Source organism: Streptomyces puniciscabiei, from assembly GCF_006715785.1.
Taxonomy (GTDB): domain Bacteria; phylum Actinomycetota; class Actinomycetes; order Streptomycetales; family Streptomycetaceae; genus Streptomyces; species Streptomyces puniciscabiei.
Genome location: NZ_VFNX01000001.1, coordinates 2410978 through 2434991, shown reverse-complemented (window position 1 = coordinate 2434991; position 24014 = coordinate 2410978). Strand labels below are relative to the sequence as shown.

Genomic DNA, 24014 nt, shown 5'->3' with positions numbered 1-24014 from the left:
GTGAAGGTAGTCTGGCGGGTTCCTGGTGGCAGGGGTTGCGCTCGACCGTGCGTGACCCAACTCACGAAATAACAAAGTATTTTAAATCGGACATGAGGGATTTGGGCGGATCGGGTGACAGGCGTTACTCCGCCCGCCCCTCGGTTCGCGACACAGGGTGCGGATTCCTGTTAAGTCACTAAATGTCCGCTCTTATCACTTGATCAAAAACATACCGGTCGTGATCCGATACCGCCCGGGCTGGACCGGTGGGCGCTATCGGTGATCGAACAGGGACCGGATACGCTGACTTGAGTGATGGCAGCGACCTATCGACAAACCGTGTAATCGCCAGCAGACACCAGCAGACAGGAGACCCCTCGTGACCGTCGTCGGGCCGTTCGGGCTGAGCGTGCGGGACCAGGCTCTGGAAGCCGATGTCCAGGCCGGATTGGCGGCTGTCGAGGAAGGCTTGCTCGAGGCCACCAAGAGCGAGGTCCCGTTCATCACGGAGGCCGCGCAGCACCTCGTGCGAGCCGGCGGGAAGCGGTTCCGGCCGCTGCTCGTGATGCTCGCGGCCCAGTTCGGCGACCCCTACGCGCCGGGCATCGTGCCTTCGGCCGTGGTCGTGGAGCTGACCCACCTCGCCACGCTGTACCACGACGACGTCATGGACGAGGCGGCCGTGCGCCGCGGCGTGGACAGCGCCAACACCCGCTGGGGCAACTCCGTCGCGGTGCTCACCGGTGACTTCCTCTTCGCCCGTGCCTCCCAGATCCTCGCCGACCTCGGCCCCGAGGCGGTCCGGGTGCAGGCCCTGGCGTTCGAGCGGCTGGTCACCGGCCAGATCCTGGAGACCGCCGGCCCCTCCGACGGCCGCGACCCGGTCGAGCACTACCTGGACGTGCTCGGCGGCAAGACGGGCTCACTGGTGGCGGTGTCGTGCCGGTTCGGCGCGATGATGTCCGGTGCCGACGAGACGGTCGTGGACGTGCTCACCCAGTACGGCGAGCGGCTCGGCGTCGCCTTCCAGCTCGCCGACGACGTCCTGGACATCGCCTCCGACTCGCACGAGTCCGGCAAGACCCCGGGCACCGACCTGCGCGAGGGCATCCCGACGCTGCCCGTGCTCCGGCTGCGCGAGCGCGCCGCCCGCCTGGGCCTGGCCGAGGACATCGCGCTGTGCGAGCTGCTCGACTCCGATCTCAGCGACGACGCCCGGCACGCCGAGGCGCTGGCCGCGCTGCGCGCCCACCCCGCGCTGGAGCAGGCCCGCCGGGACACCGTGCGGTACGCGGAGGAGGCGCGGGCCGCGCTGGTGCCGCTGCGCGAGTGCGACGCCAAGGCCGCGCTGATGGAACTGTGCGACGCGGTGGTCCACCGCGCCGGCTGACCCCCGGTCACCCGACACGCCGTACGCCTCCGGCCGTCCGCCGCTACGGGCCTGCGGTCGTATGGCCTGGCACGCGCGCGTGCCAGGCCATACGACCCGTACGTCCGCACTCCCCCCGACCCCGTAGGGCGCCCTCCGTTCCGGTGAGACCCCTACGGGTCGGCGGAGCTCCGCCCCCTACGTGTCATACCGCAGGCGTACACGGAGTTGGCTCCGTGGTCTGACGCTTCCTCATGGCTGATTTGGTGAGATGGAAACCACGGAAATCACCACTCCTCACCGATCCGGGTGAGAATGGCGGCTCTGGTGGACCAGCGTGAGAACAGCCGCCGCCGACGACGGAGGTAAGGCACACATGGCACCGTACGAATCCGACGACGCAGTGGACGCCGGGCGGGACGAGGAGCGGCACCCCGGGCGCCGCAGGGCCGCCCGCTACGCGGTCCCGGTCGCCGTGGTGGGGGTCGCGGCGGCCACGATCGGTCTGGTCCCGGCGCTCGCCGCGTCCGGGGACCCCGACCTGCCCAGGATCACCGCGCAGCAGCTCATCGAGAAGATCGCCAAGTCGGACGTGCAGCAGCTGTCCGGCACCGTGCGGATCGACACCGACCTCGGCCTGCCCGACCTCGGCGGCCTGGAGAGCAGCCTGGCCTCCGGCGCCGTCAAGGGCTCCGACGGCGGCTCCTCCGCCGACCCGCAGTCCCAGCTCACCTCGCTGGTCTCCGGCACGCACACGCTGCGCGTCGCCGCCGACGGCCCCGAGAAGCAGAAACTGTCGCTGCTGCAGAGCGGCTCCGAGTACAGCCTCATCCACAACGGCAAGAACGTGTGGGGCTACAACAGCAAGACCAACGAGGCCTACCACGGCACCTCGGCCGACTCCGGCAGGGAGCACAAGGCCGAGCCGCCGGCCACGCCGAAGGACTTCGCGGACCAGGCGCTGAAGTCGGTGGACGACACCACGTCCGTCACCGTCGACGGCACCGAGCGGGTCGCCGGCCGGGACGCCTACAAGCTGCTGATCAAGCCCAGGCAGTCCGGCACCACGGTGGGTGCCGTCAGCATCGCCGTCGACGCGAAGACGGGCATGCCGCTGAAGTTCACGCTGACGCCGAAGAGCGGCGGCGCCGCCGTGCTCGACGTGGGCTTCACCCAGGTCTCCTTCGCCAGGCCGGCCGCCTCCACCTTCGCCTTCACCCCGCCCAAGGGCGCGAAGGTGACGGAGGAGCAGAAGGACTCCGCGGCTCGGAAGCACGCGCCCGAATCCGGCGGGGACTTCGCCCAGGGCAGGGACGGCGCCAACGTGCTGGGCAAGGGCTGGACGTCCATCGCCACCTTCGACACCGGTGCCAAGGGCGGCCTGCCGACCGGCTCCCGGGGCGGTGACCTCGGCGGCTTCCTCGGCTCGCTCGGCGACAAGGTCTCCGGCAAGTTCGGCAAGGGCACGGTCTTCTCCACCCGCCTGGTCAACGCCCTGATCACCGACGACGGCAAGGTGTACGCCGGCGCGGTGACCAAGGACGCCCTGGTGAAGGCGGCGAACGCGGGAAAGTGACCCCGTCCGGGCACTACGGACCGTGACCGTACGTTCCCCCTTCGGGGGAGGCGCGAGTCGAGGGGGAGCCGATGGACGGACCGATCGCCACGGAGCGGGAGGCGGGGGGCGCGGGGAACCGTGCCCCGGGGCCGGCCGAGGACGCCGGTGAGCCTGCTGCGGGGCCGGCGGAGGCGAGCGTCATCGCCACCCGTGGCCTCACCAAGCGCTACCGCGGCGGGCAGCTCGCCGTCGACGGCCTCGACCTGACCGTCCCCGCGGGCAGCGTCTTCGGCTTCCTCGGTCCGAACGGCTCGGGCAAGACCACCACCATCCGCATGCTGATGGGCCTGATCGAGCCCACGGAGGGCACGGCCCACGTGCTGGGCCGCCCGATGCCCCGGGCGGCCCGGTCCGTCCTCCCCCAGGTCGGGGCCCTCATCGAGGGCCCCGCGCTGTACGGCTTCCTCTCCGGCCGGGACAACCTGCTGCGCTACGACGCCGCCGACCCGACCGCCGACCCCCGTACCCGGCGCGCCCGCGTCGCCGCCGCCCTGGACCGGGTGGGCCTCGCGGCCGCCGCCGGCAAGAAGGCGAAGGCGTACTCGCTGGGCATGAGACAGCGCCTCGGCCTGGCCGCCGCGCTGCTCCAGCCCCGCCGGCTGCTCGTCCTGGACGAGCCCACCAACGGCCTCGACCCGCAGGGAATGCGCGAGATCCGCACCCTGATCCGCGAACTGGCCGCCGACGGCACGACCGTCTTCCTCTCCTCCCACCTCCTCGACGAGATCGAGCAGGTCTGCACCTACGCGGCGGTCATGGCGCGGGGCCGGCTCCTCACCCAGGGGGCGGTGGCCGAGCTGGCCGCCGGGGCGCGCGGCCGCCTGGTGGTGACCACCCCGGATCCGGCCGAGGCGGCCCGGGTGCTGAAGGAGCAGGGCGTCGGGGACGTCACCGCCGACGGCGACCGGGTCACCGGCGAGCCACCCGCGCGGGACCTCGCCGAGGTGAACGCGGCCCTGGTCGCGGCGGGGATACGGGTCCGGGGGTTCACGGTCGAACGGGCCTCGCTGGAGGACGCGTTCGTGGCACTGACGGGGGAGGGCTTCGATGTCGCGGGCTGAGACGGTCCCTGTGCCCGAGACGGTCGCCGCATCCGCCGCACACCGGCCGAGCCCCCTGTGGACCTTCGGGCTGCTGCGCAGCGAACTGGTCATGACCCTGCGCCGCTGGCGCACGCTCGCCCTGCTCGGGGTGCTGGCCGCCGTGCCGGTGCTGGTCGGGATCGCGGTGAAGATCCAGACCCGGGGCGGCAGGACGGTCGACCACAGCGGCCAGGGCCCGGCGTTCATGACACAGATCACCAACAACGGCCTGTTCCTGGTGTTCACGGCCCTGGCCGCGACCCTGCCGTTCTTCCTGCCGATGGCCGTCGGGGTCGTCGCGGGCGACGCGATAGCGGGCGAGGCGGGCGCGGGCACCCTGCGCTATCTGCTGGTCGCCCCGGCCGGCCGCACCCGGCTGCTGCTCACCAAGTACACGACGGTGATGGCCTTCTGCGTGCTGGCCACGCTGGTCGTGGCCGGCTCGGCGCTGATCATGGGCGTGCTGCTGTTCCCGCTGGGCGACCTCACGACCATATCCGGCACCCGGATCAGCTTCACCGAGGGCCTCGGCCGGGCGGTGCTGATCGCCCTGGTGGTCGCCGCCTCACTGGTGGGCATGGCAGCGCTCGGCCTGTTCGTCTCGACCCTCACCAACAGCGGCATCGCCGCGATGGCGACCACCGTCGGCATACTCATCACGGTCCAGATCCTCGACCAGATACCCCAGTTGCACGCGCTGCGGCCGTACCTCTTCCCGCACTACTGGCTGTCCTTCGCCGACCTGGTGCGCGACCCCGTCTACTGGGACGACCTGCTGAAGAACCTCGGCCTCCAGGCGCTGTACGCGGCCGTGTTCGGCTCGGCGGCCTGGGCGCGGTTCACGACGAAGGACATCAGCGCCTGATTCCCCTCCAGGCGTTCAGGGGGGTCTCAGGCGATGTCGTACGGGAAGCGCGCGAGGGGCGGGTCCTGCGCGAAGAACGTCTTCGCGCGGGCCAGTGCGTCGGCGTCGTTCAGTACGTCACCCGGAGCGCTGCCGTTGCCCAGCAGGACGCCGCCGAAGCGCATCCCCATGTAGGCGGCCGAGTTGTTGAGCGTGCCGATGTAGGGGTCGGCGACCGAGGGCTCGGCATGGGCGAGCGCGGCGATGCCCCAGAGCGTGCGCCCGGCGAGGGTCGCCTTGAAGTCGACGCCCGGGGTGCGCAGCCAGCCCGACCAGTGGTCCAGGTAGCGCTTGGTGAGACCGGACACCGAGTACCAGTACAACGGCGAGGCGATCACGATGTCCGTGGCCGCGAGCGTGGCGTCCAGCAGCAGACCGGTCGGGCTGTCCGAGGGCGGCCGTACGTGCTCGCTGTCGTGCCGCAGGTCCGTGAAGTCGGGCAGCGGGTGCTCGGCGAGGCGTATCCAGCGCTGTTCGACGTCACCGGGCAGTTGCTCGGCGGCCGCGCGGGCCAGCAGTTCGGTGTTGCCCTCGGTGCGGGCGCTGCCCAGGACGAAGAGGAAACGGCGATTCATCGCTCTCTCGCGGGTGTGTTGTCATACGAGGATAGAGACATGTGCATCTTATGCACATGCAAGCAATCTGCGCCAGGGCTGCGGCTGGTGCGAGGCTGTGACGCTGCGGTGACGCGGAAACCGAAGCGAGCCGACACACTGGTCGGCAGGACGCGTACGACCGGATCGCGACGCCGGGGGAGTGAGGGAAGACCGATGTCTCGAGTCAACTTCGAGAAGAAGCGGGTGCAGCAGCCCGTGGCGCATCCGGCGGTGGTAGCGGTCCGGGTGTTCGGTGCGGGAGGCGCGTCGGTGGGCGGGACGTCGGTGGTGGCGGCGCCGGGCGAGGAGATCCAGCAGGCCGTCCTCAACCACCTCCAGCGCCTGGCCATCAGCCTGGGCACTCCCATACGCGCCACGATCCACGACGACCGCGCGGGCTGCGTGGTTCCCCTTGAGGTCTCGGCGGACGGCTCCAGCCGCGTCACGGGGCAGGCGGTACGGGTGGCCGCGCCGGCGAAGCCGGGGACGGCGAGCGGGGCTTCGCCACAGCTGCCGGCCGCGGCGGGCGTGGCTTCACCGGCGGCTGTGGCTTCACCCGTGGCCGTGCCTTCCTCGCAGGATGTGCGGGACGTCCCCTCGGCGAAGCAGCCGGTGCCCGTGTCGCCCGGGACCGTGCAGGTGCCGACCGGGCAGTTCGGCCCCGCGCCGGTCATGTCGGTCGCGGAGGCCCTGCTGCCCGTCATCGACGCCGCCGAGTCCGAGCCCGCCCCCACCACCCAGACTCCCACCCCCGCCCGGGGCTTCGACGCCGTCGCCGAGGAGGTGCTCGGGGACGAGCCCGTGACCGAGACCGCGGAGGGCGCCGAGTTGCTCACCGAGCCGATGTCACGGATCAACGAGGCCGTGCGGGCGGGCCGGATCGAGGCGGCGGCCGAACTGGCGGACCGTACGGTCACCGAGGCGTCCGCCGTGCTGGGTGCCGGCCATGCCGAGGTGCTGCACCTGCGCGAACTGACCGCCTACATCGCCTACCTGGCGGACGAACCGGTCCGCGCCTGCGAACTGTCCCTGGAGCTCGCCGCACTGCGCCGGCAGGCGCGGGACGCGGAGGCCGCGTACGGCAACGTGCAGAGCGCGGCGACCGCGTGGCGTGCGGTGCGCGATCCGGAGGAGGGCCTGCGGCTGGGCCGCGACCTCATCGAGCTGTGGGCGGACCTCACCACCGAGCCGGGTCCGGCCGCCGCCGACCCGCGCCCGCTGGAGTCCGCCCGCGCCCGCATGGTCCGCCTGACCGACCGGGCGGCCCGCGCCGCACAGCCGTAGTCGGCGGCCGTACGCCATAACCGGCGGCCGTACGCCATAACCGGCGAACAGCTCTACTGCACGCAGAACTCGTTGCCCTCCGGGTCCGCCATCAGTACCCACTCGCCGGCGGGCTCCTTCACCTCGCGCAGCACCCGCGCGCCCAGCGCCTGGAGCCGGGCCACCTCGTCCGCGCGCCTGCCCCCGCCGGCGTGCAGGTCGAGGTGCAGCCGGTTCTTGGCGGTCTTCGGCTCCGGCACGCGCTGGAACAGCAGCCGCCGCCCGAGCCCGGTGCCGGTCTCCGGGTCGTACGGGTCGTCGGGGTGCCGTACGGCGATCAGGTCACGGAAGGCGGGCCGGCCGTGGTACTCCACCGTGGCCGCTCCGGGCAGCGCGCCGAGGGACAGCAGCCGTTCGACCAGGGCGCTGTTGTCCTCGGGTGTGTAGTGCAGCGCGGCGGCCCAGAAGTCGGCCTGGGCGTGCGGGTCGGCCGCGTCGATGACGAGCTTCCAGTGCAGGGGTGCGGGCGTCTGCGTCGACATGGTCGTCACTTATAGCGCGCGGCACTGACAACGGCCGTACAAACGGCCGTACAGCGGGCGTCAGGTCTCCACCGGCGCCGACTCCGCCCGCTCGCCCCGTGCCACCACCAGCGATGCCCGGGTCCGCCTCGCGGAGCGCAGCGCGTCGCCCGTGAGCAGCATCAGCGCCAGCCAGACCAGCGCGAACCCGGCCCAGCGCTCGGGCGGCATGGCCTCGTGGAAGTAGAGGATGCCGAGCAGGAACTGGAAGACGGGCGCCAGGTACTGCAGCAGGCCCAGCGTGGAGAGGGGGACGCGGATCGCCGCCGCGCCGAAGCAGACCAGGGGCAGGGCGGTGACCAGGCCGGTGGAGGCGAGGAGGACGGCGTGCCCGGGGCCGTCGTTCAGGAAGCTCGTGTCGCCGTGCGCGCCGAGCCACAGCAGGTAGCCGAGCGCGGGCAGGAACTGGATCGCGGTCTCGGCGGCCAGCGACTCCAGGCCGCCGAGGGCGACCTTCTTCTTGACCAGGCCGTAGGTGGCGAAGGAGAACGCGAGGACGAGCGAGATCCACGGCGGGCGGCCGTAGCCGACGGTCAGCACGACGACGGCGGCGAAGCCGGTCGCGACTGCCGCCCACTGTGCGGGCCGCAGCCGCTCCTTCAGCAGCAGTACGCCCATCGCGATGGTCACCAGCGGGTTGATGAAGTACCCGAGGGAGGCCTCGACCACATGGCCGGAGTTGACGGCCCAGATGTACACGCCCCAGTTCACGGTGATGACGGCGGCGGCCACGGCGACGAGCCCGAGCCGCCGCGGTCGGCGCAGCAGCTCGCCCGCCCACGTCCAGCGCCGTACGAAGAGCAGGGCGACGGCGACGACGGCCAGGGACCACACCATGCGGTGGGCGAGGATCTCCAGCGCCCCGGCGGGCTTCAGCAGAGGCCAGAACAGGGGCACCAGGCCCCACATGCCGTAGGCGGCAAAGCCGTTCAGCAGGCCTATCCGGTGCTCACCCTTCGACTTTCCGGCCACCGGCCCCTCCCTCTCACGTCAGGCACGCGAGAACGAAGGTAGCGCCGAGCACCCCCCGCTGTCATGGCCGTATCGCCATACGGTCATGACAGTGGGGCGGTGCCGGATGACTCAGCCCTTGAGCGCGGCGCTGACCGCGTCCGCCAGCGGGGTGGTGGGACGGCCGATCAGCCGCGACAGGTCCCCGGAGGAGACCACCAGCTCACCCTTCTCGATCGAGGCGTCCACACCGGCCAGGATCGCGGCCAGCGGCCCGGGCAGCCCGGCGCCGGTCAGGATGCCGGCGAGGGCCTCGACGGAGACGGGGCTGTAGGCGATCTCCTTGCCGGTCTGCCGGCTGAGCTCGGCCGCGTACTCGGCGAAGCTCCACGCCTCGTCGCCGCCCAGCTCGTACGTCCTGTTCTCGTGGCCCTCGCCGGTCAGCACCGCGACCGCGGCGGCGGCGTAGTCGGCGCGGGCGGCCGAGGAGACCCGGCCGTCGCCGGCGGCCTGGACGACCGCGCCGTGCTCCAGCACCGGGGCCAGGTTCTCGGTGTAGTTCTCGTGGTACCAGCCGTTGCGCAGCAGCGTGTACGGCAGGCCGGCGGTGAGCAGCACCTCCTCCGTCGCCCGGTGGTCGTCCGCGAGGGCGGCGGTGAGGCTGCCGGGGGCGCTGGTGTAGGCGAGCAGGGCCACGCCGGCGGCCTTCGCGGCGTCGATGACGACCTGGTGCTGCCGCACCCTGCCCTTGTCGAACTCGTTGCCGGAGATCAGCAGGACCTTGTCGCCGGCGGCGAACAGGCCGTCGAAGGTCTCGGGCGCGTTGTAGTCGGCGACGGCCAGCTTGACCCCGCGGGCGGCGAAGTCGGCGGCCTTCGCCTCGTCGCGCACGACGGCGGTGATCTGTTCCGCCGGAACCTTCTCCAGCAGCTGTTCCACGACGTGTCGGCCGAGGTGTCCGGTGGCGCCGGTGACGACGATGCTCATGATGCGGAACTCCTTGTGGGATGCCGTAGGTCTCGTATGGCACTCACCCTAGGGCTGTCGCTAACCAAGCGAAAGTACCCACTTTGAAGTAAGGTACTGGCATGGCAGTAAGTGATAAGAGGCTCGTGGACGCCGAGGCGCTGTGTCCCTACCGGCTCGTGTTGGAGCACGTCACCAGCCGCTGGGGCGTCCTCGTCCTCATCGAGCTGCTGGAACGGCCGTACCGGTTCAGCGAGCTGCGCCGGGCGATCAGCCGGTTCGGCGGGCGGGGCGTCAGCGAGAAGATGCTCACCCAGACCCTGCAGACCCTGGAGCGTGACGGCCTGGTCCACCGGGACGCCAAGCCGGTCATCCCGCCCCGCGTCGACTACTCCCTCACCGCCCTCGGCCGTGAGGCGGCGGAGCAGGTGCGCTCCCTCGCCCGGTGGACCCATGACCGCATGGGCGAGGTGGAGAAGGCCCGCCGGGCGTACGACGAGGCCCGGGACGCCGGGTCCCGGGCCTCGTAGTCACACGGAAGCCGGTCTCGGCCGAAGCCGGTCTCGGCCGAAGTCGCTCTCAGCCGATGACGGTCCAGGTGTCGCCGCCGGCGAGCAGTGCGGCGAGGTCGCCCTTGCCCTTCTGCTCGATGGCGGTGTCGAGCTGGTCGGCCATGGCCGTGTCGTAGACCGGCCGGTCGACGGAGCGGAAAACGCCGATCGGGGTGTGGTGCAGGGTGTCCGGGTCGGCCAGCCGGGACAGTGCGAAGGCCGTGGTCGGGGACGCCGAGTGCGCGTCGTGCACCAGGACGTCCGCCTCGTTGCCGGCCGTCACGGTGACGACCTCCAGGTCGCCGGTCTGACGGTTGCGTACGACGCCGCGTGTGCCGTCCGGGCCGAAGCGGATGGGCTGCCCGTGTTCGAGGCGGATGAGGGCTTCCTGGGACTGCTGTGTGTCCTTGAGGGCGTCGAAGGCGCCGTCGTTGAAGATGTTGCAGTTCTGGTAGATCTCGATGAGTGCGGTGCCGGGGTGGTCGGCGGCGGCGCGCAGGACCTCGGTGAGGTGCTTGCGGTCGGAGTCGATGGTCCGGGCCACGAAGGACGCCTCCGCGCCGATCGCCAGCGAGACGGGGTTGAACGGCGCGTCCAGCGAGCCCATCGGGGTCGACTTGGTGATCTTGCCGAGTTCGGAGGTCGGGGAGTACTGGCCTTTGGTGAGGCCGTAGATCCGGTTGTTGAAGAGAAGGATCTTGAGGTTGACGTTCCGGCGCAGGGCGTGGATGAGGTGGTTGCCGCCGATGGACAGGGCGTCGCCGTCGCCGGTGACGACCCACACCGACAGGTCCCGCCGGCTGGTGGCCAGGCCCGTGGCGATCGCCGGGGCGCGGCCGTGGATGGAGTGCATCCCGTAGGTGTTCATGTAGTACGGGAAGCGGGAGGAGCAGCCGATGCCGGAGACGAAGACGATGTTCTCCCTGGCCAGGCCCAGTTCGGGCATGAAGCCCTGCACGGCGGCGAGGATGGCGTAGTCACCGCAGCCGGGGCACCAGCGCACCTCCTGGTCCGACTTGAAGTCCTTCATCGACTGCTTGGCCTCGGCCTTGGGGACCAGCTGCAGCAGCCCGTTGGTCGCGTCAGTCATCGATGGCCTCCTTCAGCGCCGTGGCGAGCTGTTGCGCCTTGAACGGCATGCCGTTGACCTGGTTGTAGGAGTGGGCGTCGACCAGGTACCTGGCCCGGATCAGGGTGGCGAGCTGGCCGAGGTTCATCTCGGGGATCACCACCTTGTCGTAGCGCTTGAGGACCTCACCCAGGTTGGCCGGGAAGGGGTTGAGGTGGCGCAGATGCGCCTGCGCGATCGAGTCGCCGGCCGCCCGCAGCCTGCGTACCGCCGCCGTGATCGGCCCGAAGGTGGAGCCCCAGCCGAGGACCAGGGTCTTGGCTGCGTGCGGGTCGTCGACCTCCAGGTCGGGGACGGCGATGCCGTCGATCTTGGCCTGGCGGGTGCGGACCATGAAGTCGTGGTTGGCCGGGTCGTAGGAGATGTTCCCCGAGCCGTCCTGCTTCTCGATGCCGCCGATACGGTGCTCCAGACCCGGGGTGCCCGGCACCGCCCACGGGCGGGCCAGAGTCTGCGGGTCCCGCTTGTACGGCCAGAACACCTCGGTGCCGTCGTCCAGGGTGTGGTTGGGACCGGAGGCGAACCGCACCCGCAGGTCGGGCAGCTCCTCCAGGTCCGGGATCCGCCAGGGCTCGGAGCCGTTGGCCAGGTAGCCGTCGGACAGCAGCATCACCGGGGTGCGGTAGGTCAGCGCGATCCGCGCCGCCTCCAAAGCCGCGTCGAAACAGTCCGCCGGAGTCCTCGGAGCCACGATCGGCACCGGTGCCTCACCGTTACGCCCGAACATCGCCTGCAGCAGATCCGCCTGCTCCGTCTTGGTCGGCAGCCCCGTCGACGGGCCACCCCGCTGGATGTCCACAACCAGCAACGGCAGTTCCAGCGACACCGCCAGACCGATCGTCTCCGACTTCAGCGCGATACCCGGGCCGGAGGTCGTGGTGACCGCGAGGGAGCCGCCGAACGCCGCCCCCAGGGCCGCGCCGATCCCCGCGATCTCGTCCTCCGCCTGGAAGGTCCGCACACCGAAGTTCTTGTGCTTCGACAGCTCGTGCAGGATGTCGGAGGCCGGAGTGATCGGATACGAGCCCAGGAACAGCGGCAGGTCCGCCTGCTGCGAGGCGGTGATCAGGCCGTACGCGAGGGCGAGGTTGCCGGAGATGTTGCGGTAGGTGCCGGTGGGGAACGCGGCGGCGGCCGGGGCGACCTCGTAGGAGACCGCGAAGTCCTCCGTCGTCTCCCCGAAGTTCCAGCCCGCCCGGAACGCCGCGATGTTCGCCGCCATGATCTGGGGCTTCTTCGCGAACTTGGTCCTCAGGAACTTCTCCGTGCCCTCGGTGGGCCGGTGGTACATCCACGACAGCAGACCCAGCGCGAACATGTTCTTGCTGCGCTCGGCCTCCTTGCGGGACAGGTCGAACTCCTTCAGCGCCTGAACCGTCAGCGTCGTCAGCGGCACCGGATGCAGGTTGTAACCATCCAGTGAGCCGTCGTCCAGCGGGGAGACGTCGTAGCCGACCTTCTGCAGCGCCCGCTTGGTGAACTCGTCCGTGTTCACGATGATCTCCGCCCCGCGCGGCAGATCGGCGATGTTGGCCTTCAACGCCGCCGGGTTCATCGCCACCAGCACGTTCGGCGCATCCCCGGGGGTGAGGATGTCGTGGTCGGCGAAGTGCAACTGGAAGGACGAGACACCGGGCAGCGTCCCGGCGGGCGCCCGGATCTCGGCGGGGAAGTTGGGCAGGGTGGAGAGGTCGTTGCCGAAGGACGCCGTCTCCGAGGTGAACCTGTCCCCGGTGAGCTGCATACCATCACCCGAGTCCCCCGCGAACCGGATGATCACCCGGTCCAGGCGCCGCACGTCCTTCGCGCCGCCCGGTTTGCGCTGTTCTCCGACGACGGCTCCGTCGGCCTGCTCCGCCTGGCTGCTGACCTGGCTGGTCACTGAACTGGACCTCCTTCGAGGCGGCTGTCCGGGGCTTGGTCGTCCCACGGACCATCCCAGGATCAACCCTACGTCGGTTAGGGTCGCCTTCCCGAGGCCATCCACAGATTGGACGACATCGAGTCGGCCTGCGGCGCTTTCGGGCCGGCACGGCGCTGACGTGTCAGGGCGTCCTTCGCCGGTTCTCTCCTCCAGCCCCGGTCGTCTCCTCCTGTGACGCCCTGCCGACCCAGTGTCTTCGGGTCAGGAGTTCAGATAGGTCAGTACGGCCAGAACACGCCGGTGATCACCATCGCTCGGCGCCAGTCCGAGCTTCAGGAAGATGTTGCTGACGTGCTTCTCCACCGCGCCGTCGCTGACCACCAGCTGCTTGGCGATCGCCGAGTTCGTGCGTCCCTCCGCCATCAGCCCCAGCACCTCGCGCTCCCGCGGGGTCAGCCCCGCCAGCACGTCCTGCTTGCGGCTGCGGCCGAGCAGCTGCGCGACCACCTCGGGATCCAGCGCCGTACCGCCCCCGGCCACCCGCACCACCGCGTCCACGAACTCGCGCACCTCGGCGACCCGGTCCTTGAGCAGATAGCCCACGCCCCGGCTGGATCCGGCCAGCAGTTCGGTGGCGTAGCGCTCCTCCACGTACTGCGAAAGCACCAGCACCCCGAGCCCCGGATGGGCCTTCCGCAGCCGTACGGCCGCCCGGACGCCCTCGTCGGTGTGCGTCGGCGGCATCCGTACGTCCGCCACCACGACGTCGGGCAGCTCGCCCTGTGCATCCAGGTCGGCGACGGTCTTCACCAGCGCCTCCGCGTCCCCGACGCCGGCCACGACATCGTGCCCGCGGTCGGTCAGCAGCCGGGTCAGGCCCTCCCTGAGCAGCACTGAGTCCTCGGCGATGACCACCCGCACCCTGTCCTCCACGATCTCCTGGCCCCCAAGTCAGTCCTACGCAGGTCCGGTACGGAGGTCCAGCATTCCAGCATTCGGTACGCGCCGCTCGCCCGACCAGCACAATCCCGCCCCCAGGCGAGGGGGCGGGAGAGGCCGGGGCGGGTCCACGCGTCAGGTCCGCCAGGGCAGTTCCGCGATCACCCGGGTGGGGCCGCCGGCCGGGGAGTCCACCACGAGGACGCCGTCCACCGCGTCCAGGCGGCCGGCGAGACCGGCCAGGCCCGAGCCGCGGGCGGCGTCCGCGCCGCCGACACCGTCGTCGATCACCTGCAGCATCAGCCGGTCCTCCGTGCGCCACACGTCCACCGAGGCGGAACGGGCCCGGCTGTGCTTGCTGATGTTCTGCAGCAGCTCGGAGACGGTGAAGTAGGCGATGCCCTCGATGGCCGGCGCGGGGCGGGCCGGCAGATCGACCTCCACCCGCACCGGCACCGTGCAGCGGGAGGCGACCGAGGACAGCGCCGCGTCCAGGCCCCGGTCGGTCAGCACGGCCGGGTGGATGCCGCGGGCGAGGTCGCGCAGCTCCTGCAGCGCCGTCTTCACCTCGCCGTGCGCGTCGTCCACCATCCGCGCCGCCGCCCGCGGGTCCTCCCGGAGTTTCTCCTTCGCCAGCCCCAGGTCCATGGCCAGGTTGACCAGCCGCGCCTGGGCGCCGTCGTGCAGGTCCCGCTCGATGCGCCGCAGATCGGCGGCGGCCGCGTCGACCACGACCCCACGGTCCGACTCCAGCTGAACCACCCGTGCCGACAGCGGCGACGGCCCCAGCAGACCTCGGACCAGCAGCCCGTCCACCGTCGTCAGGGCCCGTACGATCCACGGCGTGGCCAGCGTGAACACCAGCCCGACCAGTGCCGTCACGGTGATCTCGAAGGGGTTGTCGAGATAGACGCTGTGGTGCTCGTCGCCGTACAGCTGAAGCCCGCCCTGGCCGCCGTACATCGGGAAGACCCAGAACCACAGCGGGTACGTCAGCAGCGACAGGGCCATCGACCACAGGCTCAGCGCCACCGAGAACGTGAACACGGCCCACGGGAACTGCAGCAGCGCGTACAGCAGGTTGCGCCAGGAGGTGCCGCTCTTGAGCACCGCACCCATCCAGGCCAGCGCGCCCGGCCCGCGCATCCGCAGCGGCTCCGGCTCGGCCACCTCCAGCCGCAGCAGCCCGCGCGCCCGCGCCCGCTCCAGCGCGCCGAAGCCGCGGCAGCCGGCGAGCGCCGCCGCGAGCACCGGGACGCCGAGGAAGGTCACCAGCAGGCCCGCGCCGAGCGAGGCCATGGTCACCGTCCAGGTGAACAGCACGATCGAGATCGGCAGGCTCAGCAGCACATAGCCGAACTCACGCCAGGTGCGCGCCTCGAACGGCGCCCGCAGCGCGGCGGGCAGCCGATGGCCGGTTCCGGCGGACCTTCCGTCCTCCCGCCCGTACCCGTACCCGTGTCCGTACTCCGTGGCCATCGATGTCGTCCCGTTCTTGTCGTCCGAGCGGCGGTTCAGCCGTGTCTCCAGGGTCGTGTGCCGTGGGCCGCCGGGCCATGGAGTCCGTCGGCGTCTTGGGGCGGGGGTTTTCCCTACCGGTTGCCTCCGGCGGCCAGCCGATCGATCGGTGCCGTGGGCCTATTGGTGCGGTCGGCTTCTGGTGCCGTCGTGCGCGATCGCCGTGGGGGTCCCGTCGTGGGGCGGCTGCGGGTCCGTTGTGGCTGGTCGCGCCCGCGCGGCGGAGCCGCATATCAGCACAGCCCCGCGCCCCTGGGGAGTTGCAGCCGCCGCACCCGAAAAGGGCACGCCGGCCGCCGCACGAAAAGGGGCACGCCGGCCGCCGCACCCGTATCGGGAGCCGTCGGCTTACTCCGTCCGGTCACGCCACGGCAGCTCCGCCGTGACCACCGTCGGGCCCCCGGGAGGCGAGTCGAGGACGAACAGGCCGTCCACCGCGCCCAGTCGCTCCGCGAGGCCGCGCATGCCGGTGCCGCCGTCGAGGCGGGCGCCGCCCCGGCCGTCGTCCCGGACCTGCATGAAGAGCCGGTCCTCCGTGCGCCACACGTCCACCGAGGCGGACCGGGCCCGGCTGTGCTTGCTGATGTTCTGCAGCAGCTCGGAGACGGTGAAGTAGGCGATGCCCTCGATGGCGGGGGCCGGGCGGTCCGGCAGGTCCACGGTCACCTTCACCGGCACCGTGCAGCGGGAGGCGACCGAGGACAGGGCCGCGTCCAGGCCCCGGTCGGTCAGCACGGCCGGATGGATGCCGCGGGCGAGGTCGCGCAGCTCCTGCAGGGCCAGCTTCACCTCGCCGTGCGCCTCCTCCACCATCGCCGCCGCCGAGTCGGGATCCTCCAGCAGCTTCTCCTTGGCCAGGCCGAGCCCCATGGCCAGGTTGACCAGCCGCGCCTGGGCGCCGTCGTGCAGGTCCCGCTCGATGCGCCGCAGATCGGCGGCGGCCGTGTCGACCACGACCCCGCGGTCCGACTCCAGCTCGGCGATACGGCGCTCCAGCTCGTCCGAGGGCGACAGCAGCCCGCGCACCATGAACCGGTCCACGTTCGCCAGGCCGCGCGCCAGATACGGCAGCACCGGCCACAGCACGAACAGCGAGGTCAGCACGGTGCAGAAGGTGAGGATGCCCCAGGGCAGCCGGATGAGGTCGTACAGCAGTGTCCGCCAGCCCACCGGGTCCTTCAGCGCCATCCACAGCCGCTGCGTCAGCCCGCCGGTCCTGGCGAGCGGCAGCGGAGTCGGCTCCTCCACCCGCAATCCGAGCAGCCGCCGGGCGCGGGCCCGCTCCAGCTTCCCCAGCTGCCGGGAGCCCAGCAGGCTGAGCGCCAGCAGCGGAAGGCCGACGACCGTGATCGTCAGGGACCCGCCGACGGACAGCGCGGTGACCGCGTACACGAAGCCGAACACCGTCACCGGCAGGTTCAGCAGGAGATACAGGATCTCCTTCCAGGTGTGCGCGTCGTACGCCGGCCGGAGCGGGGGCAGCTGGTCGGTGCCGTCGGACCGGCCGACGGCGGAGCTGGTAGCGGTCATACCGGTCAGCCTGCCGTGCCCGGCACCCTCCGCGCCATGCGGTACGCCGCCCTCCGCCGGCGGGGGAAAACCCCACCCCGCACCCCTCGGTCGTCCCCGTCAGCCGCCTCAAGCCGTCTCATGGCGTGACAGGCTGCTTACCCTCTCTTTATCAGGGCCTAGACTCCCGTGCGTACAGATCGTCGAATGATGTCAGGGAGCGAGGTCGGACGGTGCGGGAGACGTTGGGGGACTCGACGGCCGCCGCGGCGCACGTCATCGCGGCCGGCTACTTCCAGTCCTACTCGGTGGTGGGCCTGCTCGCCGTCGTCGGCGTGCTGTTCGTCGCGGTCGCCTTCGGCGCGGGCCGCCTGCTGCGCCCGGTCGTGCCGACCCCCGAGAAACTCCTGACCTACGAGTGCGGCGTCGACCCCGTCGGCGAGGGCTGGGCCCACACCCAGGTCCGCTACTACGTCTACGCCTTCCTGTACGTGATCTTCGCCGTCGACTCGATCTTCCTGTTCCCCTGGGCGACGGTCTTCGCCGCCCCCGGCTACGGCGCGACGACGCTCGTGGAGATGTTCGTCTTCCTCGGCTTCCTCGCCGTGGGCCTGTTGTACGCATACAAGAAGGGCGTCCTGGCATGGACGTGAACCCGGAGCCCGTGTACCTGCCCGAGCCGAAGCGGCTGGGTGCCCTGGCCCGCCTGGCCCCCGAGCCGATGAAGGTGGTCCTGAACTGGGGCCGCCGCTACTCGCTCTGGGTCTTCAACTTCGGCCTCGCCTGCTGTGCGATCGAGTTCATCGCCGCGTCGATGGCGCGGCACGACTTCATCCGGCTCGGCGTGATCCCGTTCGCCCCCGGGCCGCGCCAGGCCGACCTGATGGTGGTGTCGGGCACGGTCACGGACAAGATGGCCCCGGCCGTCAAGCGCCTGTACGAGCAGATGCCCGAGCCGAAGTACGTCATCTCCTTCGGCGCCTGCTCCAACTGCGGCGGCCCCTACTGGGACTCGTACTCGGTGACGAAGGGCGTCGACCAGATCATCCCGGTGGACGTGTACGTCCCCGGCTGCCCGCCGCGCCCCGAGGCGCTGCTCCAGGGCATCCTCAAGCTGCAGGAGAAGATCGCCCGCGAGTCGCTGGGGGAGCGGTACGGCTCCGGTCCCGCCCGGCCGTCCGCGGCCGCCCTGACCAGCGACCTGGTGAAGCCGCCCGCCCCCGCCGGTGAGGGGGACGCCCGATGAGCACCGTCGGCTGGCTGCCCGCCCCGGTCGAGGACTTCTTCGGTACGGACGCCACGGCCGAGGAGTCGTACGACCTCCTGACCGTGGACGTACCCCCGTCCTCCTGGCTCACCGCCCTGGAGACGGCCCGTACGACCCTGGGCTGCAGCTACTTCGACTGGCTGAGCGCGGTCGACGAACCGGGCACGGGTTTCCGCGTCTCCGCCCACGTCGTCGCCCTGGGCCCGGTCCGCCGCCTCCTCGTCCGTACGACCGTCCCGCACGAGGCGCCGACCCTGCCCTCCGCCGTCGGCGTCTACGCGGGCGCCGCCTGGCACGAGCGCGAGACCCACGAGATGTTCGGCGTGGTGTTCGAGGGCCATCCGGGTCTGGAGCACCTGCTCCTGCCGGAGACCTTCGAGGGGCACCCGCTGCGCAAGGACTTCGTCCTCGCCGCACGTGTCGCCAAGGCCTGGCCCGGCGCGAAGGAGCCCGGCGAATCCGAGCACGGCGGCCCGAAGCGCCGCCAGATGCTCCCCCCGGGCGTGCCGGACCCCAACGAGTGGGGCCCCCTGAAGGGCCAGCTGCCCCCTGCCCCCGCCCGGCCGGCGCGGGGTGCGGGCCGCGCGCCGGGCGAACGGCCGGCAGCACGTGCGGGCGCGGCGGGTGACCGTCCGGTACGACGCACCCGCACGGCGGCGGAGGGCTCGGCGAGCCAGACGGGCGAGGCCGCCACGTCGGCCGGGACCGGGGCTGCCGGGGGTGTGGGTGCTGCTGCCGGTGCCCGGCCGCGGCGGATGCGGAGCGCCGGCGAGGGCTCGGTCAGCCAGACGGCATCCCAGGACGCGGCCGAGCTCGAGCAGGCCGCTGCCGAGGGCGACGCGACCCGTGCCGCGGCGGCGGAAGGCCCGGCCGCCGAGGCCTCCGTGGCCCACGAGCCCGGCCCCGCCCCAGCACGTCCGCGCCGTGCCCGCAGTGCCTCGGAGGGCTCGGCCTCACAGCGACCTGGGACTCCGGAACCGACGGCACAGGCGGGAAGCGAGCCGACGGCACCGGCTACGGGTGAGCATGCGGCGCCGGACACCGCGGCGCCCCACGGCCGCCGGAGCACGGCCCCGCGCAGCTCGGACGCCCCGTGGCACCACGCCCGCCCGGCCTTCGAGGAGCCGGAACAGGCCCCCGCGGAGCCGGAACAGGCCCCGGCAGAACCGGAACAGGCCCCGGCAGAACCGGAGCGGGCCGCTGCGGCGCCCGAACACACCGGGCAGACAGAGCAGCAACCCGAACGGCCGGCCGCCACCACCGGTGACGAGCCCACCACCGGCGACGAGCCCGGCAACCCGGACGACTCCAAGCCAGGCGCCGGCACCAACCCCGACCCCGACCCCGACGACGACAACCCCACGGGAGGCCCGCAGTGAACGGCGTGCTGGACGTCGCCCTGCGACTCCTGCTGGTGTTCGTCGTCTTCCTCACCTTCCCGCTGATCATCGGCCAGACCGAGCACAAGGTGATGGCGCACATGCAGGGCCGCCTCGGCCCGATGTACGCGGGCGGCTTCCACGGCTGGGCCCAGCTCATCGCGGACGGCGTGAAGTTCGCGCAGAAGGAGGACGTGGTCCCGGCCGGCGCCGACCGCCGCGTCTTCCAGCTCGCCCCGGCCGTGGCCCTGCTGCCGTACCTCCTCGTGCTGCTCGCCATCCCGATCGGCCCGAGCAAGGGCGCCGTCGGCCAGGTCCTGGACGCGGGCGTGTTCTTCGTGCTGGCGGTCATGGGCGTCGGCGTCCTCGGCTCGCTCATGGCCGGCTGGGCCAGCGCGAACAAGTTCTCCCTGCTCGGCGGCCTGCGCACGGCCGCCCAGCTGCTCGCCTACGAACTGCCGATGCTGCTCGCCGCCGCCTCGGTCGCCATGGCGGCGGGCACCGTCTCCCTGCCCGGCATCCTGCACGCCTTCCACTGGTGGTGGGTGCCCTGGCAGATCGTCGGCGCGGTCGTCTTCTTCGTCGCCGGACTCGCCGAACTGCAGCGCCCGCCCTTCGACATGCCCGTCGCCGACTCGGAGATCATCTTCGGCGCGTACACCGAGTACACCGGACTGCGGTTCGCCCTCTTCCTCCTCGCCGAGTACGCCGGGATCGTCGTCCTGTGCGGCCTGACCACCGTCCTCTTCCTCGGCGGCTGGCACGGACCGTGGGGCCACGACGGACTCGGCTGGCTGTGGACCCTGCTGAAGACCGCGATCCTCGCCTTCCTCGTCATCTGGCTCCGCGTCACCTACCCACGCCTGCGCGAGGACCAGCTCCAGAAGCTGTCCTGGACCCTCCTCGTCCCCCTCTCCCTCGCCCAGATCGCCCTCACCGGCATCGTCAAGGTGGTGATCTCCTGATGGCCGAGTCTCTCCCGCCCACCCGGCCCCGCATTCCCGGCTCCGGCCTCGCCAAGGGCCTGGCCGTCACCCTCCGCACGATGACGAGGAAGCACGTCACCGAGCAGTACCCGGACGCCCAGCCCGAACTCCCGCCCCGCACCCGCGGCGTGATCGGCCTGTTCGAGGAGAACTGCACGGTCTGCATGCTCTGTGCCCGTGAGTGCCCGGACTGGTGCATCTACATCGACTCCCACAAGGAGACGGTCCCGCCGGCCGCCCCGGGCGGCCGCGAGCGCAGCCGCAACGTCCTCGACCGGTTCGCCATCGACTTCTCCCTGTGCATGTACTGCGGTATCTGCATCGAGGTGTGTCCTTTCGACGCGCTGTTCTGGTCCCCGGAGTTCGAGTACGCCGAGACCGACATCCACGAGCTCACCCACGAGCGGGGCAAGCTCCGCGAATGGATGTGGACCGTCCCGGCCCCGCCGGCCCTCGACCCGGCCGCCGAGGAGCCCAAGGAGATCGCCGCCGCCCGCAAGACCGCCGAGAAGCTGGCCGCCGCGCAGGCCGAACCGGGGGAGGGCACGTCGTGACCCTCGCCTCCACCCTGAGCGCGGCCGCGGGGTACCCCGGCGTGCACCTCGCCGCGACCTCGCACGGCTTCCTGTCCCCGACCGGGGTCGAGATCGCCTTCCTCCTCGTCGGACTGGTCACCTTCGGCGCCGCGCTGGTCACCGTCACCACCCGCCAGCTGGTGCACGCCGCCCTGTGGCTGGTGGTCGCGCTCGGCGGCCTCGCCGTGGAGTACCTGCTGCTCACGGCCGAGTTCATCGCCTGGGTGCAGGTGCTGATCTACGTCGGTTCCGTCGTCGTCCTCCTGCTGTTCGGTCTGATGCTCACCAAGGCCCCCATCGGCCGCTCCCCGGACGCCGACTCCGGCAACCGCTGGGCCGCCCTGACCGTCGCGGTCGCCGCCGCCGTCGCCCTGGTGTGGGTGGTCGTCGATGCCTTCCGCACCACCTGGATCGACCTGAACGGCCCGGCAGCCGGCTCCACCCGGGTCACCGGCGAGAGCCTGTTCCGCAACTGGGTACTGCCCTTCGAGGCGCTGTCCGTGCTGCTCCTCGCGGCCCTGGTCGGCGCGATCGTCCTGTCCCGGAAGGCGAAGGCGGACACGAACGCCACCTCCGTGACCGGCGTGACCAACGCCGGCGAGAAGGAAGGCGCCCGCTGATGCACCTCGCCTACCCGGCCGTACTCTCCGCCCTCCTGTTCTGCACCGGCCTGTACGGCGTCCTCGCCCGCCGCAACGCGATCCTGGTCCTGATGTCGGTCGAGCTGATGCTCAACGCCGTCAACCTCAACCTCGTCGCCTTCGACGTCTGGCTCAGCCGGGCCGCGAAGGAGACCCTGCACTCCGGCCAGGCGCTGACCCTGTTCACCGTCACCATCGCCGCAGCCGAGATCGGCATCGGCCTGGCGATCGTGCTCGCCGTCTACCGCAACCGCGGCACCTCCGACATCGACAAGCTCCGCGACACCGCCGAGGGCCCCGGCACCGAGGGACCGGGTTCCGCGGCCGAGAAGGCTGAGGCCCCCGCGTGACCACGACCACCCTCGCCGTCCTCGTCCCCCTCCTGCCGTTCCTCGGCGCCGCGGCCGGACTGCTGCTCGGCCGCACCGCGCCCGGGTTCGTCCGTCCGCTCGCCGTGCTGCCGCCGCTGGCCTCGCTCGTCCTGGCCGCGCTGGTCGCCGCACGTCAGGGCGGCGGTCAGGCCATCGACGCCCACACGGAGCTGACGCCCACCGGCTCGGTTCCCATCGAGCTGGCGCTGCACATCGACGGCTTCGCCGCGCTCGTCGCGATCCTGGTCGCCTTCGTCGCCGCCTGCGTGCAGATCTACTCGACGGGCTATCTGCGCGACGACCCGCGCTACCCCTCGTACGCCGCGCTCGTCTCCCTGTTCACCTCCGCGATGCTCCTGGTCGTCTACTCCGGCGACCTGATCGTGCTGCTGGTCGGCTGGGAAGTCATGGGCATCTGCTCCTACTTCCTGGTCGGCCACTACTGGGAGACCCCCGAGGCCCGCGCCGCCTCCCTGAAGGCCTTCCTGGTCACCAAGCTCGGCGACGTGCCGTTCCTCATCGGGCTGTTCGCGCTCGCCACCGACGCCGGCTCCTTCCGCATCACGCGCGTCCTCGGCGCCGTCGCGAGCGGCAATCTGCACCATCCGACGGTGGTCGCCCTGCTGCTCCTCGCCGGCGTCGCGGGCAAGTCGGCGCAGTTCCCGCTGCACACCTGGCTCCCGGACGCGATGGCCGGCCCGACCCCCGTCTCGGCGCTGATCCACGCGGCGACGATGGTCGCCGCCGGTGTCTACTTCATCGCCCGTCTCCTTCCCGTCTTCGAGGCCTCCCAGGCCGCGATGGTGGTCCTGGCCGTCATGGCCGCCGTCACGATGGTGGGCTCCGGCCTCGCCGCGCTCGCCCAGGACGACATCAAGCGCGTCCTCGCCTACTCGACCATCGGCCAGCTCGGCTACATGACCGGCGCCCTCGCCGTCGGCGACCGCGGGGCCGCCGTCTTCCACCTCCTGTCCCACGGCGCCTTCAAGGCGCTGCTGTTCCTCGCGGCCGGCATGATCATCCACGCCGCCGGCACCAACTCGCTGGCCGCCATGTCCCGCATGCACGGCCTGCGCGACCGCGTGCCGGACGCCTACTGGACGATGACCGTGGCGCTCCTCGCGCTCGCCGCGATCCCGCCGTTCAGCGGCTTCTTCTCCAAGGAGTCCGTCCTCGGCGCCGCCGAGCACGCGGCCGACGGGCACACCGCGCACGTGCCCGGCGCGGCCGGCTGGATCGTCCTCGTCACCGGCCTGGTCACGGCCCTGCTGACCGCCGCCTACGCCACCCGGCTGTGGCTGCTGGCCTTCCGCGGGCGAGGTGCCGAGGCCCCCGACCACGGCCGCCAGCCGCTGACGATGACCGTGGTGCTGTGGGTCCTCGCCGCGCCGTCCCTCGCCTTCGGCGGGCTCGCCTACCGCGCGCTGCCCGGCTGGTTCGACGGCCGCGACCTGACCCCGACCCTGCTCACCTCCATCCTCGGCACGGGCCTCGCCCTGGTCGGCGGGCTGCTCACCTACGGCGCCTGGCAGCGCACCACCGCTCTCGCCGCCCGGGTCCCGCTCGGCGCGGTCGCCGCCCATCCGGAGGAGGACGCCGGGCTGGTCGAGGCCGAGGCCATCGCCACCCACGAGCCGGCCTACGGCGACATCGCCTACGCGCCCGACCCCGCGGACCCGGCGCGGCTGCTGCTCGGCCCGCTGCGCCGCCACGCGGCCGCCGGCTTCCACCTGGACGCCGTGTACGCGGCGCTGTTCGTCCGCCCGGTGCAGGCCGGAGCGAGTCTCGTCCGGTTCCTCGACCGCGAGGTCGTCGACACCTACGTACACGGCGCGGCCGCGCTGCCCCGGCTGCTCGGGGCCGCCGTACGGCGGGCGCAGACCGGCAATGTGCAGACCTATGTGAGCGCGCTGCTCGCCGGCACCGTCGTCCTGGCGGTCGCCGTCGTCCTCGTCGCCACGGGAGCGTGAGCA

At 71.7% G+C, this 24014-nt stretch carries 23 protein-coding genes; 14 read left to right on the top strand and 9 right to left on the bottom strand.

The features are described from left to right. Positions 1 to 361 precede the first annotated feature (361 nt). From FB563_RS11025 to FB563_RS11005, 4 genes are all read left to right on the top strand, one after another. A complete protein-coding gene (locus FB563_RS11025) occupies positions 362 to 1372 on the top strand; it encodes a polyprenyl synthetase family protein (protein ID WP_055707701.1) in 1011 nt (336 codons plus the stop codon). Positions 1373 to 1727: 355 nt separating this feature from the next. After that, a complete protein-coding gene (locus FB563_RS11015) occupies positions 1728 to 2927 on the top strand; it encodes a LolA family protein (RefSeq protein WP_055707700.1) in 1200 nt (399 codons plus the stop codon). Positions 2928 to 2998: 71 nt separating this feature from the next. Next, positions 2999 to 4030, top strand: coding sequence for an ABC transporter ATP-binding protein (locus tag FB563_RS11010; RefSeq protein WP_055707699.1), 1032 nt, complete (start codon positions 2999 to 3001; stop codon positions 4028 to 4030). Next, positions 4017 to 4916: an ABC transporter permease gene (locus FB563_RS11005; RefSeq protein ID WP_055707698.1), complete on the top strand. Its 900-nt coding sequence runs from the start codon at positions 4017 to 4019 to the stop codon at positions 4914 to 4916. The genes FB563_RS11010 and FB563_RS11005 overlap by 14 nt, the downstream gene beginning before the upstream one ends. Before the next feature lie 26 nt (positions 4917 to 4942). On the opposite strand, the gene FB563_RS11000 is transcribed toward FB563_RS11005, so the two are convergent. Next, entirely contained in the window at positions 4943 to 5530 is a 588-nt protein-coding gene (locus FB563_RS11000) for a flavodoxin family protein (RefSeq protein WP_055707697.1), read from the bottom strand. Between the two features lie 195 nt (positions 5531 to 5725). On the opposite strand from FB563_RS11000, the gene FB563_RS10995 reads away from it, so the two are divergent. After that, positions 5726 to 6835 (top strand): hypothetical protein, encoded by a 1110-nt coding sequence (locus FB563_RS10995; RefSeq protein WP_244329016.1) that lies wholly within the window; start codon positions 5726 to 5728, stop codon positions 6833 to 6835. A gap of 53 nt (positions 6836 to 6888) precedes the next feature. Here the strand turns inward: FB563_RS10995 and FB563_RS10990 are convergent, their stop codons facing one another. The 3 genes from FB563_RS10990 to FB563_RS10980 all read right to left on the bottom strand — a co-directional run bounded on the left by FB563_RS10990 (position 6889) and on the right by FB563_RS10980 (position 9333). Then, the gene (locus FB563_RS10990; RefSeq protein ID WP_055707611.1) at positions 6889 to 7356 is read right to left on the bottom strand and encodes a VOC family protein; all 468 of its coding nucleotides are present in this window, start codon (positions 7354 to 7356) and stop codon (positions 6889 to 6891) included. 60 nt (positions 7357 to 7416) lie between these two features. After that, positions 7417 to 8367, bottom strand: a complete 951-nt coding sequence (rarD, locus tag FB563_RS10985; protein WP_055707612.1) for an EamA family transporter RarD — start codon at positions 8365 to 8367, stop codon at positions 7417 to 7419. Positions 8368 to 8478: 111 nt separating this feature from the next. Further along, positions 8479 to 9333, bottom strand: a complete 855-nt coding sequence (locus tag FB563_RS10980) for an SDR family oxidoreductase (RefSeq protein WP_055707613.1) — start codon at positions 9331 to 9333, stop codon at positions 8479 to 8481. Positions 9334 to 9434: 101 nt separating this feature from the next. On the opposite strand from FB563_RS10980, the gene FB563_RS10975 reads away from it, so the two are divergent. Beyond that, a complete protein-coding gene (locus tag FB563_RS10975; RefSeq protein WP_055707614.1) occupies positions 9435 to 9842 on the top strand; it encodes a winged helix-turn-helix transcriptional regulator in 408 nt (135 codons plus the stop codon). A gap of 49 nt (positions 9843 to 9891) precedes the next feature. Here FB563_RS10975 and FB563_RS10970 read toward each other — a convergent pair whose 3' ends face one another. The 5 genes from FB563_RS10970 to FB563_RS10950 all read right to left on the bottom strand — a co-directional run bounded on the left by FB563_RS10970 (position 9892) and on the right by FB563_RS10950 (position 16843). Beyond that, positions 9892 to 10953 carry a 2-oxoacid:ferredoxin oxidoreductase subunit beta gene (locus tag FB563_RS10970; RefSeq protein ID WP_055707615.1) on the bottom strand — a complete coding sequence of 354 codons (1062 nt, stop codon included), beginning with the start codon at positions 10951 to 10953 and terminating at the stop codon, positions 9892 to 9894. Next, the gene (locus tag FB563_RS10965) at positions 10946 to 12874 is read right to left on the bottom strand and encodes a 2-oxoacid:acceptor oxidoreductase subunit alpha (RefSeq protein ID WP_055707616.1); all 1929 of its coding nucleotides are present in this window, start codon (positions 12872 to 12874) and stop codon (positions 10946 to 10948) included. The genes FB563_RS10970 and FB563_RS10965 overlap by 8 nt, the downstream gene beginning before the upstream one ends. Before the next feature lie 243 nt (positions 12875 to 13117). Next, entirely contained in the window at positions 13118 to 13777 is a 660-nt protein-coding gene (locus tag FB563_RS10960; protein ID WP_280116577.1) for a response regulator transcription factor, read from the bottom strand. A gap of 153 nt (positions 13778 to 13930) precedes the next feature. Next, on the bottom strand, positions 13931 to 15274 hold the full coding sequence (locus tag FB563_RS10955) for a sensor histidine kinase (protein WP_055707618.1): 1344 nt from the start codon (positions 15272 to 15274) through the stop codon (positions 13931 to 13933). Between the two features lie 387 nt (positions 15275 to 15661). After that, positions 15662 to 16843 (bottom strand): sensor histidine kinase, encoded by a 1182-nt coding sequence (locus tag FB563_RS10950; RefSeq protein ID WP_055707619.1) that lies wholly within the window; start codon positions 16841 to 16843, stop codon positions 15662 to 15664. Positions 16844 to 17055: 212 nt separating this feature from the next. On the opposite strand from FB563_RS10950, the gene FB563_RS10945 reads away from it, so the two are divergent. Genes FB563_RS10945 through FB563_RS10910 form a run of 8 tightly spaced genes read left to right on the top strand, consistent with a single transcriptional unit; the run spans position 17056 to position 24011 of the window. Beyond that, complete coding sequence (locus tag FB563_RS10945) at positions 17056 to 17475, top strand: NADH-quinone oxidoreductase subunit A (RefSeq protein WP_055707620.1); 420 nt, start codon at positions 17056 to 17058, stop codon at positions 17473 to 17475. After that, positions 17466 to 18068 (top strand): NADH-quinone oxidoreductase subunit B, encoded by a 603-nt coding sequence (locus FB563_RS10940; protein ID WP_055707621.1) that lies wholly within the window; start codon positions 17466 to 17468, stop codon positions 18066 to 18068. The genes FB563_RS10945 and FB563_RS10940 overlap by 10 nt, the downstream gene beginning before the upstream one ends. Next, entirely contained in the window at positions 18065 to 19468 is a 1404-nt protein-coding gene (locus tag FB563_RS10935) for an NADH-quinone oxidoreductase subunit C (RefSeq protein WP_055707622.1), read from the top strand. The genes FB563_RS10940 and FB563_RS10935 overlap by 4 nt, the downstream gene beginning before the upstream one ends. After that, entirely contained in the window at positions 19465 to 20433 is a 969-nt protein-coding gene (locus FB563_RS10930; protein WP_055707623.1) for a complex I subunit 1/NuoH family protein, read from the top strand. Before FB563_RS10935 ends, FB563_RS10930 begins: the two co-directional genes overlap by 4 nt. Next, positions 20433 to 21008: a NuoI/complex I 23 kDa subunit family protein gene (locus FB563_RS10925; RefSeq protein WP_055707624.1), complete on the top strand. Its 576-nt coding sequence runs from the start codon at positions 20433 to 20435 to the stop codon at positions 21006 to 21008. The genes FB563_RS10930 and FB563_RS10925 overlap by 1 nt, the downstream gene beginning before the upstream one ends. Next, positions 21005 to 21649, top strand: coding sequence for an NADH-quinone oxidoreductase subunit J family protein (locus FB563_RS10920; protein ID WP_055707625.1), 645 nt, complete (start codon positions 21005 to 21007; stop codon positions 21647 to 21649). The genes FB563_RS10925 and FB563_RS10920 overlap by 4 nt, the downstream gene beginning before the upstream one ends. After that, positions 21649 to 22020: an NADH-quinone oxidoreductase subunit NuoK gene (gene nuoK / locus FB563_RS10915; RefSeq protein WP_055707626.1), complete on the top strand. Its 372-nt coding sequence runs from the start codon at positions 21649 to 21651 to the stop codon at positions 22018 to 22020. The genes FB563_RS10920 and nuoK overlap by 1 nt, the downstream gene beginning before the upstream one ends. Next, positions 22017 to 24011 (top strand): NADH-quinone oxidoreductase subunit 5 family protein, encoded by a 1995-nt coding sequence (locus tag FB563_RS10910; RefSeq protein WP_055707627.1) that lies wholly within the window; start codon positions 22017 to 22019, stop codon positions 24009 to 24011. Before nuoK ends, FB563_RS10910 begins: the two co-directional genes overlap by 4 nt. Positions 24012 to 24014: the final 3 nt, after the last annotated feature.

Coding starts and splice junctions, on each gene's coding strand:
- FB563_RS10990 (WP_055707611.1), bottom strand. CDS start 7,356: ATGTCGACGCAGACGCCCGCACCCCTGCACTGGAAGCTCGTCATCGAC.
- FB563_RS11000 (WP_055707697.1), bottom strand. CDS start 5,530: ATGAATCGCCGTTTCCTCTTCGTCCTGGGCAGCGCCCGCACCGAGGGC.
- FB563_RS10955 (WP_055707618.1), bottom strand. CDS start 15,274: ATGGCCACGGAGTACGGACACGGGTACGGGTACGGGCGGGAGGACGGA.
- FB563_RS11005 (WP_055707698.1), top strand. CDS start 4,017: ATGTCGCGGGCTGAGACGGTCCCTGTGCCCGAGACGGTCGCCGCATCC.
- FB563_RS10925 (WP_055707624.1), top strand. CDS start 20,433: ATGGCCGAGTCTCTCCCGCCCACCCGGCCCCGCATTCCCGGCTCCGGC.
- FB563_RS10950 (WP_055707619.1), bottom strand. CDS start 16,843: ATGACCGCTACCAGCTCCGCCGTCGGCCGGTCCGACGGCACCGACCAG.
- FB563_RS10970 (WP_055707615.1), bottom strand. CDS start 10,953: ATGACTGACGCGACCAACGGGCTGCTGCAGCTGGTCCCCAAGGCCGAG.
- FB563_RS10940 (WP_055707621.1), top strand. CDS start 17,466: ATGGACGTGAACCCGGAGCCCGTGTACCTGCCCGAGCCGAAGCGGCTG.
- FB563_RS11015 (WP_055707700.1), top strand. CDS start 1,728: ATGGCACCGTACGAATCCGACGACGCAGTGGACGCCGGGCGGGACGAG.
- FB563_RS10980 (WP_055707613.1), bottom strand. CDS start 9,333: ATGAGCATCGTCGTCACCGGCGCCACCGGACACCTCGGCCGACACGTC.
- FB563_RS10995 (WP_244329016.1), top strand. CDS start 5,726: ATGTCTCGAGTCAACTTCGAGAAGAAGCGGGTGCAGCAGCCCGTGGCG.
- nuoK (WP_055707626.1), top strand. CDS start 21,649: ATGCACCTCGCCTACCCGGCCGTACTCTCCGCCCTCCTGTTCTGCACC.
- FB563_RS10975 (WP_055707614.1), top strand. CDS start 9,435: ATGGCAGTAAGTGATAAGAGGCTCGTGGACGCCGAGGCGCTGTGTCCC.
- FB563_RS11010 (WP_055707699.1), top strand. CDS start 2,999: ATGGACGGACCGATCGCCACGGAGCGGGAGGCGGGGGGCGCGGGGAAC.
- FB563_RS10935 (WP_055707622.1), top strand. CDS start 18,065: ATGAGCACCGTCGGCTGGCTGCCCGCCCCGGTCGAGGACTTCTTCGGT.